The sequence below is a fragment of the Pyrinomonas sp. genome, from assembly GCF_040289685.1.
GTDB lineage: Bacteria > Acidobacteriota > Blastocatellia > Pyrinomonadales > Pyrinomonadaceae > Pyrinomonas.
In genome coordinates this window covers 45,790-62,170 of the sequence record NZ_PSLQ01000012.1, presented here as the reverse complement: position 1 = coordinate 62,170, position 16,381 = coordinate 45,790, and the positions used below count along the sequence as shown (strand labels likewise).

The 16,381-nt window shown below is 59.9% G+C and carries 13 protein-coding genes; 1 reads left to right on the top strand and 12 read right to left on the bottom strand.

Annotated elements, in window-relative coordinates:
* From C4334_RS04765 to C4334_RS04715, 11 genes are all read right to left on the bottom strand, one after another.
* Positions 1 to 1,009, bottom strand: a 1,009-nt coding sequence (locus C4334_RS04765; RefSeq protein WP_352430940.1) for an RRXRR domain-containing protein, incomplete at its 3' end; no start/stop codon positions are given.
* A 264-nt stretch (positions 1,010 to 1,273) separates the two neighbouring features.
* The gene (locus tag C4334_RS04760; RefSeq protein ID WP_352430939.1) at positions 1,274 to 2,110 is read right to left on the bottom strand and encodes an XdhC family protein; all 837 of its coding nucleotides are present in this window, start codon (positions 2,108 to 2,110) and stop codon (positions 1,274 to 1,276) included.
* The gene (locus tag C4334_RS04755) at positions 2,107 to 2,424 is read right to left on the bottom strand and encodes an Mpo1-like protein (protein WP_352430938.1); all 318 of its coding nucleotides are present in this window, start codon (positions 2,422 to 2,424) and stop codon (positions 2,107 to 2,109) included. The genes C4334_RS04760 and C4334_RS04755 overlap by 4 nt, the downstream gene beginning before the upstream one ends.
* A gap of 630 nt (positions 2,425 to 3,054) precedes the next feature.
* Positions 3,055 to 4,179 carry a flavodoxin-dependent (E)-4-hydroxy-3-methylbut-2-enyl-diphosphate synthase gene (gene ispG, locus C4334_RS04750; RefSeq protein WP_352430944.1) on the bottom strand — a complete coding sequence of 375 codons (1,125 nt, stop codon included), beginning with the start codon at positions 4,177 to 4,179 and terminating at the stop codon, positions 3,055 to 3,057.
* Positions 4,180 to 4,189: 10 nt separating this feature from the next.
* The gene (rseP, locus tag C4334_RS04745) at positions 4,190 to 5,584 is read right to left on the bottom strand and encodes an RIP metalloprotease RseP (RefSeq protein ID WP_352430937.1); all 1,395 of its coding nucleotides are present in this window, start codon (positions 5,582 to 5,584) and stop codon (positions 4,190 to 4,192) included.
* 94 nt (positions 5,585 to 5,678) lie between these two features.
* Positions 5,679 to 6,875: a 1-deoxy-D-xylulose-5-phosphate reductoisomerase gene (locus C4334_RS04740; RefSeq protein WP_352430936.1), complete on the bottom strand. Its 1,197-nt coding sequence runs from the start codon at positions 6,873 to 6,875 to the stop codon at positions 5,679 to 5,681.
* 194 nt (positions 6,876 to 7,069) lie between these two features.
* Positions 7,070 to 7,966, bottom strand: coding sequence for an agmatinase (gene speB, locus C4334_RS04735; RefSeq protein ID WP_352430935.1), 897 nt, complete (start codon positions 7,964 to 7,966; stop codon positions 7,070 to 7,072).
* Between the two features lie 7 nt (positions 7,967 to 7,973).
* The gene (locus tag C4334_RS04730) at positions 7,974 to 9,044 is read right to left on the bottom strand and encodes a deoxyhypusine synthase family protein (protein WP_352430934.1); all 1,071 of its coding nucleotides are present in this window, start codon (positions 9,042 to 9,044) and stop codon (positions 7,974 to 7,976) included.
* A 93-nt stretch (positions 9,045 to 9,137) separates the two neighbouring features.
* Entirely contained in the window at positions 9,138 to 11,075 is a 1,938-nt protein-coding gene (gene speA, locus C4334_RS04725; protein ID WP_352430933.1) for a biosynthetic arginine decarboxylase, read from the bottom strand.
* A 196-nt stretch (positions 11,076 to 11,271) separates the two neighbouring features.
* On the bottom strand, positions 11,272 to 12,465 hold the full coding sequence (locus C4334_RS04720) for a DUF790 family protein (protein WP_352430932.1): 1,194 nt from the start codon (positions 12,463 to 12,465) through the stop codon (positions 11,272 to 11,274).
* A gap of 455 nt (positions 12,466 to 12,920) precedes the next feature.
* Positions 12,921 to 14,348 (bottom strand): DEAD/DEAH box helicase, encoded by a 1,428-nt coding sequence (locus C4334_RS04715; protein ID WP_352430931.1) that lies wholly within the window; start codon positions 14,346 to 14,348, stop codon positions 12,921 to 12,923.
* Positions 14,349 to 14,566: 218 nt separating this feature from the next.
* Between C4334_RS04715 and C4334_RS04710 the strand changes: the two genes are divergently transcribed.
* Positions 14,567 to 15,604, top strand: a complete 1,038-nt coding sequence (locus C4334_RS04710; RefSeq protein ID WP_352430930.1) for a DUF481 domain-containing protein — start codon at positions 14,567 to 14,569, stop codon at positions 15,602 to 15,604.
* Positions 15,605 to 15,625: 21 nt separating this feature from the next.
* Here the strand turns inward: C4334_RS04710 and C4334_RS04705 are convergent, their stop codons facing one another.
* On the bottom strand, positions 15,626 to 16,363 hold the full coding sequence (locus C4334_RS04705; protein ID WP_352430929.1) for a DUF4159 domain-containing protein: 738 nt from the start codon (positions 16,361 to 16,363) through the stop codon (positions 15,626 to 15,628).
* Between the last annotated feature and the right edge of the window lie 18 nt (positions 16,364 to 16,381).

Below are 16,381 nucleotides of genomic sequence, written 5' to 3'. Positions count from 1 at the left end.
CACCCCCTTCTTTCGGTATCCACACTCGCCAAGAACATGGAACAAGCGCAACGCGTCCCTCGCGGCGAGCGTTTTGCGTAAGCCGCCTTCCGTCCTGCATCGTATGCAGACTGAGCCGCCCTCCCATATGCCCGCCCACGTAGCAGAATCCAAACTTCGGGTGAAGGACCTGCGTCCCGCGCCGGAGTCCCAAGCTCACCGTGCCCCCGTGCCGACGGCGCATTCCACCTTTGTCTGGTTGGCGAAGGTGTAAAGACCGACGTCGGAAGCTTAACGATGCAACTCGCACAATTCGCGTGTTATCCGGCGCCCTGCCGCCAACGGTCATGGACGCCAGAATCCAGGCATCAACGCAATGTGCCCAAAAGCTCTCGACATTCTTCCTTGCCGTCTTCGGCAGACTGAAGGCATCGCGCGCCTTTTTCGTCTCATAACCATGCACGGGAACGACGGGCGCGATCTGTCCAAGCTCCTCGTAAAACCAACGTTTCCCAATTTCTAAAGGAGAGAAATTGGTGTTCCACCGGCGCTGGCCCTTGCGTGTTTCGGCGGCCACGTCCTCAACCACGAAGCCGGTGATGGGGTACAGGCTTGCTAGAAACGAAGCGAGACGGAGTTTCCAAGCCCACCTCGCCTTCGTTGAAGGCGGTATCCCTCCGATAGAGCGATTGAACCGCGGCTTGCGGTACGGCGTCTTCCTGAAACGACGTCCTCGCCTCATTTCTCGCCGCGTCTTCACCGCGTCCTTGACATGCGTCACAGCGTCGGCGTGGATGTTCGCGAACGTGCGCTTCTCGCTCTTGACGGTGAATCCTTCCCACTTTGAGCCCGGGTCAATCCCGCAGGCCACCGGCTGCACGACTCCGACTTCACGGTCTAGGAGCTGGATGTAGAAGAAACCCTTGCGAAAGCGCCGTACCGCCCGGCCTTTGCGGACAAGCTGCCTCGCTCTTGCCGGATGGCAAGGCATGAGCGGTTTCCCATCAGCAGAGATTACAGGAACATACATGATAAAAGGTTACCCTCTCTCTCGCCCTTTCGGGCGGCAATTTCACCCCTTCGCCGCTGGCCGCCGGAGAGGTTGTAGACTAGGGGAGCATCCACAACATCGGTGCCCTGCCACGAGCGGGCGGCGCGAGTTGCCTTCGAACGCCCCCGAAGCACCGTCACCGGGTTCGGTTGCTCGGCTAGGCTAGTCTTTCCCGGTCTCCAGACCGCCTTACGCTGCGCGCGCGCTGGCAAGGCCGCTACTCTCGCAAGCCCCTAGCTTTAGCTATGGGGTAGTTGACCGTTGATTGCGTTCTGTTGAGGACCTACGCCACGCGGAAAGAGGCGCGCCGCTCCCGCCGCGCCGTTCGGCGATGATCTCGGCCATGATGGCGAGCGCGACCTCTTCGGGCGTGACCGCGCCGATGTCTAGCCCAATGGGAGCGCGCACCTCGTGAAGAAGGTTCTCGTCGAAACCTTCGGAGCGCAGACGCCGCAACACGATGTTGGTCCGACGACGGCTGCCGATCATGCCGACGTAGCGTGGACGCGCGCGCAACGCAGCGCGCATGCACTTTTCATCTTCGTTGTGGCCGCGCGTAACAACGGCGACGAAGACCTCACGTCCCGTCCCAACTGCTGCCGTGATCGCGCGTTCCCAGTCCTCGGCGAGCACGAGTTCGACGGCGATGTCAGCGAAACGGTCGCGGGAGACGAAATCGGCTCGATCATCGATGAGCGTCACGCGGTAGCCCAGCAAGCAAGCCAACCGCGCAAGACTCGCTCCGACGTGTCCGGCCCCGCAAATGACGATGCGCGGCGTCGGCGCGATGCGTTCGAAGAGCAATCGCACCCCCTTCCAAACGCTCAAGTCGGGGGCGAACTCTTCGACGCGAAAGGTCTGCGCCTCCGCTCCGGAAAGAAGAAAGCGCTCGGCTTGCCCCATCGCCGCACGGTTCAAAGCTGCATCGCCGAGGTCGCCAGCGACGTGACCATCTTCGGTGACAAGCAGTTTCTTCCCGACGTTTCGCGGAGCATGAACGATGGTGACGAGCGCGGCGAGAAGTCCTCGCTCGAGCGTTTCTGCGACGTGATCTGCAAGAGCGCGCTCTTCCACTTTCACCGCCGTGCCGCGTCGGTCCGCTCCGTTCCTTCAGGGCGCAAGAGATGCAGCGCTTCGCCGACGCGACGCAAGAACCAGAGCGGCCCGATGAACAAGTAGATCGGGTTACGCAAGAACGCTGGCTGATTGCCTTCGATGAAGTGACCGACGAATTGCAAGACCCATCCGCCCACGAAGAGCGCCAGCGCCAAACGCCAGTTGAAGAAGAAGAGCGGAAGCGAAACGACAATGGTCGGAATACCGATGGTGTGAAGCAGTTTGTTGATCGGATGGCGATGTTTCTCGCGGTAGTTCTGCATGAAAGACGAAGGCATGGCGAACACCTCCTGATTCGAGTCGCCGGTCGCCCGAATGCAAAGGGTTCGTGGGCGAAGCCCGTCGAGCGCCGGTTGCGAGCCGACTCATTCTACAACGACCCGCCTTAGCGGAAAACTGCTCCTCGTGCGAAGCGGCCCTTGATTGGAACTCAACCAAGTCGCGGGCTAAGGGGGGCGGTTTCGCGTGCTGTTCCGTCGTTCGTCGGGCGTCTCGATTCGACCGTGCTATCGGTTCGGCGCGCTGCTCTCGTGACGGTGGGACGACCCGCGGGATGGGGCTTGTGCGAAAGCGCTCTCAGCGCGGATGGTCCCGCTTAACAGGCGAACGAGAAGGTCATGGCGAGGTCGTTCTATGCGAAACGCTCTGTCGTGTGGCAGCACACTCACGCGCTGCGAGAGAGCAAAAGGATCGTGAACGGGAGGGCTTGCGCTGCGTAGCCGGTGTTTCAGTGGCGCTTGCCTTTGGCTTTGTCGGGAGAGTTGATTGAAGCGGTCGTCAGCGCGCGAGGAGGCATAAGTCGCTCCTTCAGCGCGGATCTCGGCGGCTCGCCGCAAACTACCCTTTTCCTTCATCATCTAGAGGTAAGCAGTGTGCCTTCAGCGCGGATCTCGGCGGCTCGCCGCAAACTACGGGGTGGTCGTTTTTTCTCGCTCTGCAGATTTTCGTGCGCGTCTTTCAGCGACCATTTTTTCGGCTTCACGCACGAAGGCTTCGATGATCTCTTCGCTTGAGACTTTGCGCAACGGGTCGCCGTCTTTGAAGATCATTCCAACGCCGCGCCCGAACGTGACCCCAAGGTCTGATTCATGGGCTTCACCAGGACCGTTCACCGCGCAGCCCATGATCGAAAGATGGAGCGGTTCGTCGATGTGTTGCAAGCGCCGTTCGATCTCGGTGACGATGCCAACGAAATTATCAACGTCGATGCGCCCGCAGGTTGGGCAAGCGACCACGGTCACACCGCGTTGACGTAGTTCGAGCGCGCGCAGTATCTCCCAAGCAACGCGCACCTCTTCTTGCGGTTCGGCGGCGAGCGAAACGCGGATCGTATCGCCGATGCCTTCGTGAAGCAGTATGCCGAGGCCGATGGCCGATTTGATCGTGCCGCCAAAGGGCGTACCGGCTTCAGTTACGCCGAGATGCAGCGGATAATCGACCTTTTCGGCGAGCAGGCGGTAAGCGGCCACCGTGCGGCGCACATCCGAGGCTTTGAGGCTGACGACGATGTCGTAAAAGCCCAGGTCTTCGAGGATGCGAATGTGGCGCATGGCCGATTCGACCATCGCTTCGGGCGTCGCCGCGCCGTATTTGGCGAGCAGATCCTTTTCGAGCGAGCCGCCGTTGACGCCGATTCTGATCGGCACGCTTTGAGCTTGTGCGGCACGCACGACTTCGCGCACGCGCTCGGCTGAACCGATGTTGCCCGGATTCAAACGAAGCTTATCGACGCCCGCTTCAAGCGCCATCAGAGCCAGCTTGTAGTGGAAATGGATGTCGGCAACGAGCGGCACGTTGGGGACGCGCCGCCTGATCTCTTTGAGCGCGATGGCGGCTTCTTTGTCCGGCACGGCGACGCGCACGATCTCGCACCCGGCGCGCACCATCTCTTCAATCTGGCGCACGGTTGCCTCGACATCGACCGTGTCGGTTTTGGTCATGGATTGGACGACGATGGGCGCGTCGCCGCCGATCTGCACGTTTCTGACTTTGACCGCTCTCGATTTTCTACGCATAAACGTTTGATCTGATATCGGTGTTGATTTACTTGGCCCTTTCGGCTGCTGGTCGCGCGTCGTCGCTGTTGCGCCAGCGCGAGACTTCTTTCATCAAGTCGTTGGTGATGACGAAGCCCATCAGGAGCAGTATGGCGACGAAACCGATCTGCTGAATACGTTCGCGTAGCGCAAGCGATAATTGAACGCCCGCGCGGGCCAGCAACGCTTCGACTATGAGCAAGAGGATCGCGCCGCCGTCGAGCATCGGAATAGGCAGTAAGTTAAAGATCCCGAGATTAAGGCTCAAGAAAGCGAGCAACCTAAAGACGCCTTCCAAGCCGCCCGTGTTCGCTGCCATGGAAGAGGCGCGCGCGATGCCAATCGGTCCGGCGAGCGTGTCGCGCGCCGAGCGCGACCCAGCGATCACTTGGCCGAGCGCTTTGCCGGTCAAGCGTAGCACCTCGATGTTGGTTCGCACGGCGTAGGAAGCGGCAACGATGGGACCAACGCGCTCGGTCGGCAGACGGCTGCTGAAGGAGAAGCCGAGCCGTTCGGTACCATCAGGCAATCGACGCGCTTGTGCGATCAGCTCCAAGCGTTGGTTGTCGCGCTCGATGGCGATGCGGATCGGTTGCGACTTGTGTTCTTGGATGTAATCGACGACCTGTTGTTCGTTGCGTACCGGTTGCCCATCGAGCTCCAGAATCCTGTCCCCGGGGCGTAGGCCAGCCTCTTGCGCGGGTGACCCCGGTTCGACTTGGCCGACGATGACGGGGACTTCGCCGTAATCGGGGCGAATCCCAAGTTCTCCCATGGCTTCGCCTCCGCGAGCGACGCGCGCTGGCGTGATGACCAGCGGAAGGCGTTGACCGTTGCGTTCGACTACGATCGAGATGGGCTGCCCAGGCGAAAGAAGCGCATCGCCTTCGATGCGTTCCCACGTCGGGTTCTCCTTGCCGTTGAAGGTGACGATGCGATCGCCGGGTCTTACTCCTGCCGCTTCGGCAGCGCTGCCTGGAATGACGCGCGCGACCTTGGGCGACGGCGAGACGGGAACGCCGATGAGCAGCGCGGCGAGAAAGGGAATCGCCAGCGCCGTCAGGATGTTCATTAAAGGTCCAGCGATGATGACGAGAAAGCGTTGCCAGCGGGGGCGGAGATCGAAACGCTCTTCGGGCGGGATCGCCGCTGCACCCTCTCCTTCCAGCGCCGCGTTCGATTCATCGCCGCCCAGTTTGACGTAACCGCCAAGCGGAATGGCGCTCACGCGGTAATCGGTGGTGCCCCAACGCCAACCGAAAAGGCGCGGGCCGAATCCGAACGAGAAGATTTCGGCGCGGATGCCGAGCAGCTTGGCGACGATGAAATGGCCGAATTCGTGAATGATAACGGCTGCGCCGAGGATGAAGATGAAGGCCAAAGCGCCGATCAAAAAGCTCATTTCGCTCTCTCTTTCTTGCTTCGTGTGCGAACCACTGTTAGCGTTCGGTTGGCAGCGTTCACCATTTGAGTTTACGCGCCGCGCGTGCGATGCGTCAAACCGGTGCGCTCGCGTTGCATCCCAAAGCGCCTATCTCTTCGGTTGCTCGCCGGCGCGCCCAGGCGTCGGCGGCGAGGATTTCGTCGAGCGAGGAGGCCGCGCGCGCGGCGTGCCGTTCCATAACGCGCGCGACAATGCGCGCGATCTCGGTCAACTTGAGGCGTCCTTGGAGAAAAGCGTTGACGGCTTCCTCATTGGCAGCGTTCATCACGGCGGGCATAGTCCCGCCCGTGCGTAGCGCGCGGTAAGCGAGCGTCAGAGACGGAAAACGCTCGACATCCGGGCGCTCGAAACGCAACATCCCGATGCGCGTTAGATCCAACCGCGGCAGCGTGCAGGCAAGGCGTTGCGGGTAGGTGAGCGCGTATTGAATCGCGTGGCGCATGTCTGTGATACCCATTTGCGCGATCACCGAGCCGTCGATGAGTTCGATCATCGAGTGGACCACCGATTCCGGGTGAATGAGAACGTCTATCTGATCGGCATCGAAACCGAAGAGCCAATGGGCTTCGATCACTTCGAGCCCTTTGTTCATCAGCGTCGCCGAATCGATGGTCACTTTGGTTCCCATGTTCCACGTCGGGTGGCGCATCGCTTCTTCGACGGTCGCGCGCTCCATGGCCTCGCGGTCGCAAGCGCGAAACGGTCCGCCCGACGCCGTGAGGATCAATCTTCGCACTTCGGCGCGGTCTTCGCCGCGCAAACACTGGTGTAGAGCGTTGTGCTCGGAATCGATGGGCAGTAGTTCGGCGCCGCTGCGGCGCGCCGTGCGCGTGACGAGTTCCCCAGCCATGACAAGCGTCTCTTTGTTTGCCAGGGCGACGCGCTTGCCCGCTTCGAGCGCGCGCAGAGTCGGCACCAAACCGACGGCGCCGACGGTCGCCGCCACGACGCAGCTCGCCTCTTCGTGCGTAGCGACTTCGATCAGCCCTTGTTCGCCGATGAGCAAGCGCGGCTCGACAGTGGATCCGAGCACACGAAGGCATGCCCTCAATTCTTCGGCGCAACGCTCGTCTTCGACCGAGACCAACAGCGGGCGGTGGCGCACGATCTGTTCGGATAGTTTGGCGACGTTGCGCCGGGCTGCCAGCGCGACGATGCGAAAGGGTTCGCCGAGCGCTTCAACCACGCGTAGCGTGTTGCACCCGATGGAACCGGTCGAACCGAGAACCGCAATCCCTTTGACGCGCATCCGCCACAGATTTTTACCTCATCAGCGTGAAGTTTGTCACGCGCCGTCGCAAGCTTGAAAGCGGAGTCAATCGGTTGATGGTCGGAACTCGGCTTTGCGATGCTGTGGGCGCTGAGGGTGCGGAGAGAGCCGCGTACGATGGGGTTTCGAGCGTGCGCCCCGTTTCATTACGAAAGGCCGGTCAGAAGGCGTGATCAGATCGGCGGGAGCGAATCGGCGAAGATATAGCCGAGCGTTTTGTAGATGAGTTTGGCGCAGAGGAAGGCGGAAGCGCGATAGTCGCCCGAAGGCGCGTATTCGACCAGATCCATGCCGACGATGCGGCGACTTGTAGCGAGCGCGCGCAACAACCCAAGCGTTTCGTACCAACCGAGTCCGCCCGGTTCTGGCGTTCCTGTATGGGGTACGAGCGACGGGTCGAGTCCGTCGATGTCAATGGTCAAATAGACGTGTTCCGTGAGCGTCGAGATGGCTTCGCCCCAGCTTTGTGGTCTTCCGACGACATCTTTGGCCCAGAAGATGCGCGTCGGCAAGCGTTCCTTGATCCGTGCCTCTTCTGCCGAGAGCGAGCGGATGCCGAATTGCACGATGGGAACCCTTAGATCTTCCGCAATGCGTCGCATCACGCAGGCGTGCGAGTGCGGCGTATCGTCGTAGGTTGCGCGCAAGTCAGCATGGGCATCTATCTGGAAAACGGAGAGGCGCGCGTAGCGTTCGGCGTGAGCGCGAACAATGGGTGCCGTGATCGAATGTTCGCCGCCGAGCGAGACGAGGAACTTCTCTATGGAAAGGAGTCGGCGCGCTTCGTCGTAGATATTTTGTTGCATCTGTTCGGGCGTCGGCGCGGGCGGCAAGGTGGGAAGCGTGTGGATGCCTATGCGGTAGGTTTCGCGGTCGAGTTCTTCGTCGTAAAGCTCCATGTTGCGCGAGGCGTCGATGATCGCTTCCGCGCCGCGGCCCGTGCCCGCGCCGTAAGAGACGGTCGCTTCATACGAGATGGGCCAGACGAGAACACGAGCAGCGGTCAGCGAAGAGAAGCGCTCTTCGCTGATGCCGCCGAAGTTCATCGGAAGGTGAGCCGATTCGGACATGGCGTCTTTACGGCACCTCGATCGTCAATTCGCGCGCCAGCGTGAAGTTCGGACGTTTACGCCCTTTCATGTACTTGGCGCCTGTTTGCGACAGGGCCGTGATCAAGATCGGCAGCGCAATGGTCGGATCACAGTTGACGTAGCTTGTGCTTGCGCCGCGTGCGAGTTTGCCGTAGATGAAGGTTTCGTCGTTGATGCTCAAGCCGGAGCGTCCGCCCGTCGGCAAGACTTCAGTGCCGATTTGCACGGCGTATTTGTGGCCGCTGCGCGCCGGCGCTTTGACTACGTCCATGGAGTTTTGCGCTTGTTGGAGAAAGGTGCGTGGCGCCCCGCCGCCGATCTGAATCGTGCCCGTGGCGCGCGCGCGGGCGAAGATCTGCGCGATATCGAGCGCATCTTGCGCGAGATCGAATTGAAAGTTGTTCTTCTTCTCAAAGCGCGCCGTGGCGATACCGGTGACGATCAAGCTATCGGCGACGTCTGGGCAGAAGACGGGGACGCGCGATTTGAAGGCCGCGGTCAAGACGCCGTCGTCCGTGGAGATTTCGGATAGCTCGCGTCCGAGCAGGTGGAGCAATTCGCGCACTGAGTAGGCGCGCGTCTGATCCAGCTGATTGACGAAACCGCTGACCCATTCGGCGGCTTCGCGGTACTCTTCTTCGCTCGCCAGCACGTCCAGCGTGCGCGTGATTTGTGCGGCCTCCAATTCGGCGTCGGGCATGCTCGGATGAGCTTGGTAATGCTGTCGTCCGAGCGTTTCGTGCAGATCGTGGAAGATGAGCGCGCCCGAAAGCACGAGCACATCGACGAATCGATTCTTGACGACGTAGGCGAGCAGACGTCGCATTCCAGCCGGAATGAGCGGCCCCGAGGCGGCGACGAAGATCACCGTGTTATCGCCGAGCATATCGAGCCAGATGCGATGCGCCTCGGCCAATTGGCGCGCGCCGAAACCGGCCCCTTCCATCTTCTCCAGCAACCCGGCGATGGATCGGTCACGGTCCACTTGAATCGGGCGGGTTGGCGTGGTGAGATAGCGCGATGGTCGCGCTTTGCGTTGTGTAACCATAGACGTCATCGTGACCCTCTTTTCTTCTCTTTGGAATCCTCAAACCGTCTTTATCGCACGTGTTAGGTTCGCTGCGGCGAACCCGTCTTTAATCGTTTTCGATCAATCCCGATGATGACGGCGGTTCGGAGTCGAGCCGTTGACCGACAAGTAGGTGTAGGAGCCGATGCGCGATTCGTAATACTCGATCAGTTCCATGCCTTGCGCCTCGCTCAGCTCGCCGCGCCGTATCAATTGTTCGACGCGGCGGCGAAACCCTTCGTGAAGTTGATTTCGGTCGTAGTGGGCGCGTTCGACCGCTTCGCCGATGTTGGTCCCTGGGATGACCTTTTTGATCAAGTACCCGTCTTCGTCGATGTAGATGTGCGCCTCGTTCGGATTACCGAAGAGGTTGTGGTTGCTTCCCATGACTTCCTGGTACGCGCCCACCAGCAAGAAGGCGATGTAGTACGGCTCGCCGGGCGTCAGCGAGTGGAGTTCGAGGATCTGTTTAACATCGTGTAGATCGACGAACTTATCCACGATGCCATCGGAATCGCAAGTTATATCACAAAGCGTTGCGTATTCGGTTGGCTGTTTATTCAGCCGATGGATCGGCACAATGGGAAAGAGCTGATCGATCGCCCAGTGATCCGGGACCGAGCGAAAGACCGAAAAATTGGTCAGGTATTTAGCGCACAGCAGGCGGCGGAGTTCATCGAAGTCCTCCGAGACGTACTCGGTTTGTCGGGCGAACTTGTCGGCGCGTTCGCACACGTCCCAGAAGAGCACTTCGCCTTTGGCGCGATCCTCGAGCGAGATCAGCCCCAAGTTGAAGAGCGTGAAGAGTTCATCACGGTGTTCGAGCGCGTCGTGGTAGTACTCGCGGTAGTTTTTGGCCGAAATGGTCGCGCGCAAGTCGGCCAGCTCGATGATCACCTGCGGATCGTCGTCTTCGATCTCGATCGGTTGAATGTCTTCGACCACCGTTTCGATCTCGTCCTGCACGTTGGTGACGAGCATGGCGTGATAGGCGGTCAGAAAGCGGCCCGATTCCTGAATGATCGTCGGGTGCGGAACGTTTTCGTCTTCGCAGACCTGTTTGATCGTGTAGACGACATCGTTGGCGAACTCCTGCGCCGTGTAGTTGGCCGAAGAGTCAAAGGCCGTACGCGATCCGTCGTAATCGACTGCCATGCCGCCGCCCACGTCGAGCAGATCGATCGGCACTTTCATCTGCCTGATCTTGGCATAAACGCGGGCTGCTTCTTTGATCGCGTTCTTGATCCGTTTGATGTCGGTCAGTTGCGAGCCGATATGAAAGTGGAGCAGCCGCAGCATCTGCAGGCGGTCGGCTTCCTGCATGCGGCGAATGACTTCGAGGATCTCGGTGGTGGTCAACCCGAACTTGGCCGCTTCGCCGCCGGATTTCTCCCATCGTCCGGACCCTTTCGAGTAGAGCTTGACGCGGATGCCGACCATCGGCACCGGCCCATCTTCGTAGCGCTCGGCGAGGCGCAGGACGTGGTCCAGTTCGCTTAGCTTCTCGATGACGACGACGACGCGCTTGCCCGAGCGCGCGCCGACGAAAGCCATTTCGATGAACTCTTCGTCCTTGAAGCCGTTGAGCACCAAGAGGCTGTCGGGCGATTGTTCGAGCGCGAGCGCCGCGTAGAGTTCCGCTTTGGAACCGGCTTCAAGTCCGAAGTCGTAGCGCGACGCTTCGCGCAGATATTCTTCGACCACGGCGCGGTGTTGATTGACCTTCATCGGATAGACGCACATGTGCGCGCCTTGGTACTCGAATTCGCGGATGGAATTGCGAAAAGCGCGTTGCAGCTTGCGCACTTGACTCGTCAAGAGCTGCGGAAAACGCAACAGCACGGGCGTCCCGATGCCGCGTCGCGCTAGATCGTCGATGATCTCTTTGACGTCTGCAGCTCGCGGGTCGTTCTCCGATGGGCGGACGATGAGATTACCCTTGCGATTGATGTCGAAATAACCCGCTCCCCAATTTTCGATCCCGTAGATTTCAAGCGTCTGTTCAATGGCTGTGCTCAACTTGCGGTCTCCTGCCTTGTCCTTTCAGATTCGCGCGGCGCGCGCCGTCCGAGATTCCGAAGTTCCGGTCGCCATCTCCTTCGCGTGTAGGTTTTCGGGTTGGAACACTCGAACGCGCAATGTAACAAAAAAAGGCGAGCCGGTCAAAAACTATTTTCGGGCGACAAGCGGCCCCTTTTGTCGGACGACCGGAAGCCTAGGTTCCGGCAACTACTGTAGCCGCTTCCTCGATCCGACGTGCGTCGAGCGTCGTTTTGCACGAGACGACGTTGGGCGGAAACGTCGGCGGTTGGTCGCGACTGCCGCGCAACTCTTCGCTGAGGGCAATGACGAAGCGGCGGAAGCCACACCTTTGGTACTCATCGAGGCGGGCGCGAAGGGCGCGCGGCGTCCAAAATCCCAAGACCTCAAGGTAGACGCGCTGGCCGCTTGAGTCGAGGAGCAGGAAGTCGGGCGCGAAGATCGTTTCGCCGACCTGAATTAACTCGGTCGTCGGCACCAGCCGCCACGTGCGCGCTTTGCGCTCCCAGTCGGAGGCGAGCTTGGCGGTCAATTCATCGTTCAAGGTTGAAAGCTCCGCTTGCGGCGGACGCAACTGATGCTGAGAGGCGTCGAGTTCGTAGAACGCGCGCTCGCCAGCTTTGGTCTCGATCTCCGCGCGCATGCGCCAGCCGCGACAAGCAAGCAGCGCGGGCAGGAAAGCGGCCATTTGAATGCCGTACTTCTGCGAGCGATGAAAAAGCGAGACCGGACCATCGAGCGTGACGACGTAACCGCGGCGAGCGTCGCCGCTGATGCGGTGGATCAGGCGGTAAGCTTTGATGGCGTTGAAAAGTTCGCGATACGGCGTCGGTTCTTGCGGTTCGATCTCCAGCTTCATCTCGACGCAGCGGTAAAGCAACGCTTGCGCTTGAGCTAGATTGTAGCGGTCGATGAGTTCGCGCGGCGTCGGCTCGTCGAAATCGCGGAGTTTTTGGCGTTGTTCCAGATCGGCGTACAAGCCCTCCAGCAAATCGTCCGTCGAGCAACCGAGAATCGCTGCCGTCTCTTCGAGCGCGTGCCGACGCTCCATTGCATCGAGCCTCGGATGACGTGCGCGCAAAAAGAGCGCGCGACGAAGTGCACTTGGGTCAGTGACAGCCACGGTCTCGAATTGGCAGCGGTCGGTCAGAAGTTTGGCTAATCCGCGGAGCGTCTTGTAGTCCGTCGTCGTGCCTGCGTACTCCTCGACGGAAGCCTCCAATTCGGCGCGCGTCTTGCCCACATGAGCGCGGAAGATGGCGATGAGATCGGCGGCTTCCTTGACCTTCTCCGCGTCGTCCGGGTTGATTCGGCGCGGCCCCGTTCGGTCGCCGCGCCTCCAACTCATGGCCAGCTCAGCAGTCAACATCTCTTGGACGCCTCGTTCGTCGGCGCGCACCTTGCGCTTTCACCAAGGCTGATCCCGAAGCGCCAACAGCACGTCGCAGCCTTGAGCTCGCGGCGCGCTTGCAGCTCACCGACTATTGTTGAGGTTGATCTTGGAAATTTCAATCCGGCGGGGCCGATTTTGCGATCCGCCCAGATGAAGCTTTCGGCTCAAGGTTCGCTTCAAGCTTGGAGTTGGCAATTCCACCCCGAGTCGCAAAGGAAGACCCCGACCGCGCTTTGCTGAACGGACCGGCGCACGATGAACCGTGCTTGTCCACGGTGGTAGTTTAATCGCCGCTGATTCGCCACCGAAAAGAATGGACGCACTGAACATTTTCAGCATATCTTCAGGGGGACTGATGCCAGAATGATGAGCTTCGTCGGATTGGAAGACGATGAGGCGCTTTTGCAAGAGGCGGTGTCGAGGAGGCTTGCTCACCAGAGCCACGGAGCCATAGGATCGCGTTCTCGATCTGCTTGTTGGTCGCTTCGGCGGCGACTGATCCCCTCTTCGGTGGTATCGCGCGTGACCAACTCGTAAAGAACAGCCCTTTTGCCCGGACGTGGGCGCAGGATGCGCCCCAGTCTTTGAATGTGTTCGCGCGATGAGCCGGAACCGGAAAGGACGATAGCCACCGATGCGTCTGGAATGTTAACACCTTCGTTCAACACTTTGGATGTTGCAATCGCCTTGACATCACCGCGATTGAACGCTTCGAGCCAAAACCGCCGCTCTTTAATGGGCGTTTCGTGCGTGATCACGGGCACAAGGAAAAGCTCCGAGATGCGATAGACCATCTCGTTCTCCGCCGTGAAGATCAGTACGCGGTCATCGCGATGGCGAGCGAGCAGTTGCGTCAAAGCGCGCAGTTTAGCGTCAGTGCCGAGAGCGATTCTTTTCGCTTCACGGTAGGCCAGCATGGCGCGGCGTCCGCGTTCGCTGCGCGCACTGGCGGCGATGAAAAGATGCCAGCCCTCGACGTTGCCGAGCGGGATGCGTTCGCTTTCGATGAAAGCACGAAAGATGGAACGCGCCTTCTCGTATTGAGCGCGTTCCTCAGCGGAGAGTTCAACGTGAACCTTCACCAATTGATAATCGGCCAAATAAGCTCCGGCTAAATCCGCGACTTTGCGCCGAAAGACGATCGGTCCGATCAGATCGGCAAGCAGACGTTCGGCCCCGTCGGCGCGTTCCGGCGTCGCCGTCAGGCCGAGACGAAAAGGCGCGATGGCCATTTCCGCTGCATGACGGTAGGAGCTTCCCGGCAGATGGTGACACTCGTCGAAGACCAACAGCCCGAATCTATCTCCCAGCTTTTCCATATGGCGAAAGGCCGAGGCATAGGTGCTGATCGTGATGGCGCCCAGTTCGAAATAGCCCCCGCCGATCAAGCCGATCTCGGCCTCGAAACTCGCCGACAGAATGTCGTACCATTGGTTCATCAAATCGATAGTTGGAACAACGATGAGCGTTGAGCGATTCGCTTCAGCGATGGCCATTTCGGCGACCAAACTTTTGCCTGCGCCAGTAGGCAGCACGATGACGCCGCGGCGACCCGCGCGTTTCCACGCTTCGATGGCTTCGCGTTGGTAGGGACGCGGTTCGGCGACTGAGCGGTGAACGAACTGGAATTCATCGTAACGTCGCGCGCGATCAACGTATGCGATCTTTCGGCGGTGCAGCTCGGTGATAGCGGTGCGATAAGCTGCGGCCGGCGCACGCCAGCGCGCCACACGCGGGTCCCAAGAAAAAGGCGTCGGCGCTACGTCGCGCGCACCAAGGCCGTCGAGCAGCAACGTTCCAGAATCGAACCGCACCATTATCGCTTTGCCCATCTGTTCGTGGTTTGGTTCAGCTCCCATCCTCTTCGCTGCTAGCAAGAACCCCATTGCGCGTTCGGTCGGAAGATCGCTTCCAGCGAACCTTCACGCGCTTCTGGCCTAATGCCGTCTTCGACGATCTTCACGCGCCTCAGCCTGTGGTATATATTAGCAACCGAGTTCGGCGAAGGGGAAATCTTTCTCCTTGTTGCGCGAAGAATTTTCGCTGTCCTACGCAGCGATTGCCCGACGAGGATTTTATGCTGATTCGTCCTTTGATCGCTGTCCTGTTGCTCGTTTTTGTTGTCGAAGCCAGCGCCCAATCAGGTCGCAGGGGCGTCGCGCCGTCAGCCGCAATCAGTTGCCTGTTGACCAACGGCGACCGCATCACGGGACAAACCCTTTCCGTCTCTTCAGATGTGATCGCCATCAGCACGGCCTATGCTGGCACGGTGACGATCCGCACGACGATGATCTCTCGATGTGAAACTGAGGATGAAGCAGTGCGGGCACAGCTAACGGCGGCCAAGGTCGCGTTGTTGGCGCGTTCCGAAACGACGGACAAAACCCCTTCGCCGCAGCCTTCGCCGCAGAGCACGCCATCGCCTATTAGCAAAGATCGCCAGCGTTTCGGTTGGAAACGGACTTTGGCCTTCAACTACACGCTCTCGCGCGGCAACGCCGATATCAGCGATTTGAACGTTTCCGGCAACTTCGTCCGCACGTACGAAGATGGACGGTTCATCATCGGCGGATTACTCCGCCGCGGCATCAAAAACGGGAAAGATTTTGCCGGGCTTTTCACCTCGAACGTGCGCTATGAGCGCCGGCTCGATATGAGTTCGATGCCGCAACGACATCTTTCGTTCTTCGCCGAGGCGGGTTACGAACGGGACGAGATGAGAAGATTGGACAACCGTTTCGTCTGGAACGGCGGCTTGCTCATCCCGCTGTTGAAGAGCGAAGCGCAGGAGGTGGCGATAGACCTCGGTGGCGGCGTGACGCACGAAGAGTACGAGACCGGACTGCGGCGAACGCTCGGCGAAGGCGTGTTGCGTTTTACGAGCGAGCAGAAAGTGCTCGGCAGCGCGCGCTTTCGTCAACAGATCTCGGCCTTTCCGGATTTCGCCGAGATGGGGCGCTATCGTTTTCACGTCGATCTATCCTTGCGCGCGCCGCTCACCAAAGCCCTTTCGTTGCGCATCGGTGCGCTCAATCGTTTCGATAATCGTCCGCAAGAGCAGAACGTCAAACGCAACGATTTTTCGCTCATGAGCGGATTGGCCGTCGAATTCTGAGCCGCGCCAAAGGCACCGTCGTCATCGCGGGCGTGCGGCGTTTCTCAGCGCGTAAACGATGATGTTGACGCCGAAGCGCGTCGTATCATGCGCCATGAAGCAGCCGCTGCGCGGATCGTAATTCCATTCGCAGCCGTAATCCTTGTTTGAATAGAGGACCGCTAGCCGATTGCCGACCCACGCGCCACGCAGATATGGGTGGACCAAGCGGTCGCCCCACCCGTTGACTTCGTGCGAGGTGGTGGGTGGGCCAGCGGGGAAGTCGAAATAGGCGCGATAAAGTTCATGGTCGTTCGGCAGCGCGCGCAACCGCTCTTCCGGATGGTCGAGCACTAGCGATAATTCGGCCTCAAAGCTACGGGCGAATTCGCCGTTGATGTCGTGCTCGCAGTCATCAACGAACAAGAATCCGCCGGAACGTAGATAGTGGCGCAGGCGCTCCCGCTCGCGCGGCGTGAATTGCACGGTGCGGTTGCCGGTCAAATAAAGGAAAGGATGAGCGAATAGATCGTTCGATGTCGCGTCGATGATGCGCTCGCGAGCGTCGAGTCGCAGCCGCGTGTGTGCGGCGAGCGCGTGGAGCAGATTGGTCGGCATGTTCGGGTCGGCGTCCCAGTTGCCGGAGGCATAACGCAACCGGGCAAAGGCGAATTCGCTTGAAGGCAAAGGCAAGAGGGCGCCACCAGTAATGCCTCTTTCGACCGTCATGGCAAAGGCGGCTGCGGCTGTTGAGCGAAGAACGAAATCGCGACGGTTCATCTCTCTCCTTTCGATTTC

Excerpts from the sequence above, each read along its gene's own strand:
- C4334_RS04755 (WP_352430938.1), bottom strand. The coding sequence starts at position 2,424 with ATGCCTTCGTCTTTCATGCAGAACTACCGCGAGAAACATCGCCATCCG.
- rseP (WP_352430937.1), bottom strand. The coding sequence starts at position 5,584 with ATGAGCTTTTTGATCGGCGCTTTGGCCTTCATCTTCATCCTCGGCGCA.
- C4334_RS04740 (WP_352430936.1), bottom strand. The coding sequence starts at position 6,875 with ATGCGCGTCAAAGGGATTGCGGTTCTCGGTTCGACCGGTTCCATCGGG.
- speB (WP_352430935.1), bottom strand. The coding sequence starts at position 7,966 with ATGTCCGAATCGGCTCACCTTCCGATGAACTTCGGCGGCATCAGCGAA.
- C4334_RS04730 (WP_352430934.1), bottom strand. The coding sequence starts at position 9,044 with ATGACGTCTATGGTTACACAACGCAAAGCGCGACCATCGCGCTATCTC.
- C4334_RS04720 (WP_352430932.1), bottom strand. The coding sequence starts at position 12,465 with ATGTTGACTGCTGAGCTGGCCATGAGTTGGAGGCGCGGCGACCGAACG.
- C4334_RS04715 (WP_352430931.1), bottom strand. The coding sequence starts at position 14,348 with ATGGGAGCTGAACCAAACCACGAACAGATGGGCAAAGCGATAATGGTG.
- C4334_RS04710 (WP_352430930.1), top strand. The coding sequence starts at position 14,567 with ATGCTGATTCGTCCTTTGATCGCTGTCCTGTTGCTCGTTTTTGTTGTC.
- C4334_RS04705 (WP_352430929.1), bottom strand. The coding sequence starts at position 16,363 with ATGAACCGTCGCGATTTCGTTCTTCGCTCAACAGCCGCAGCCGCCTTT.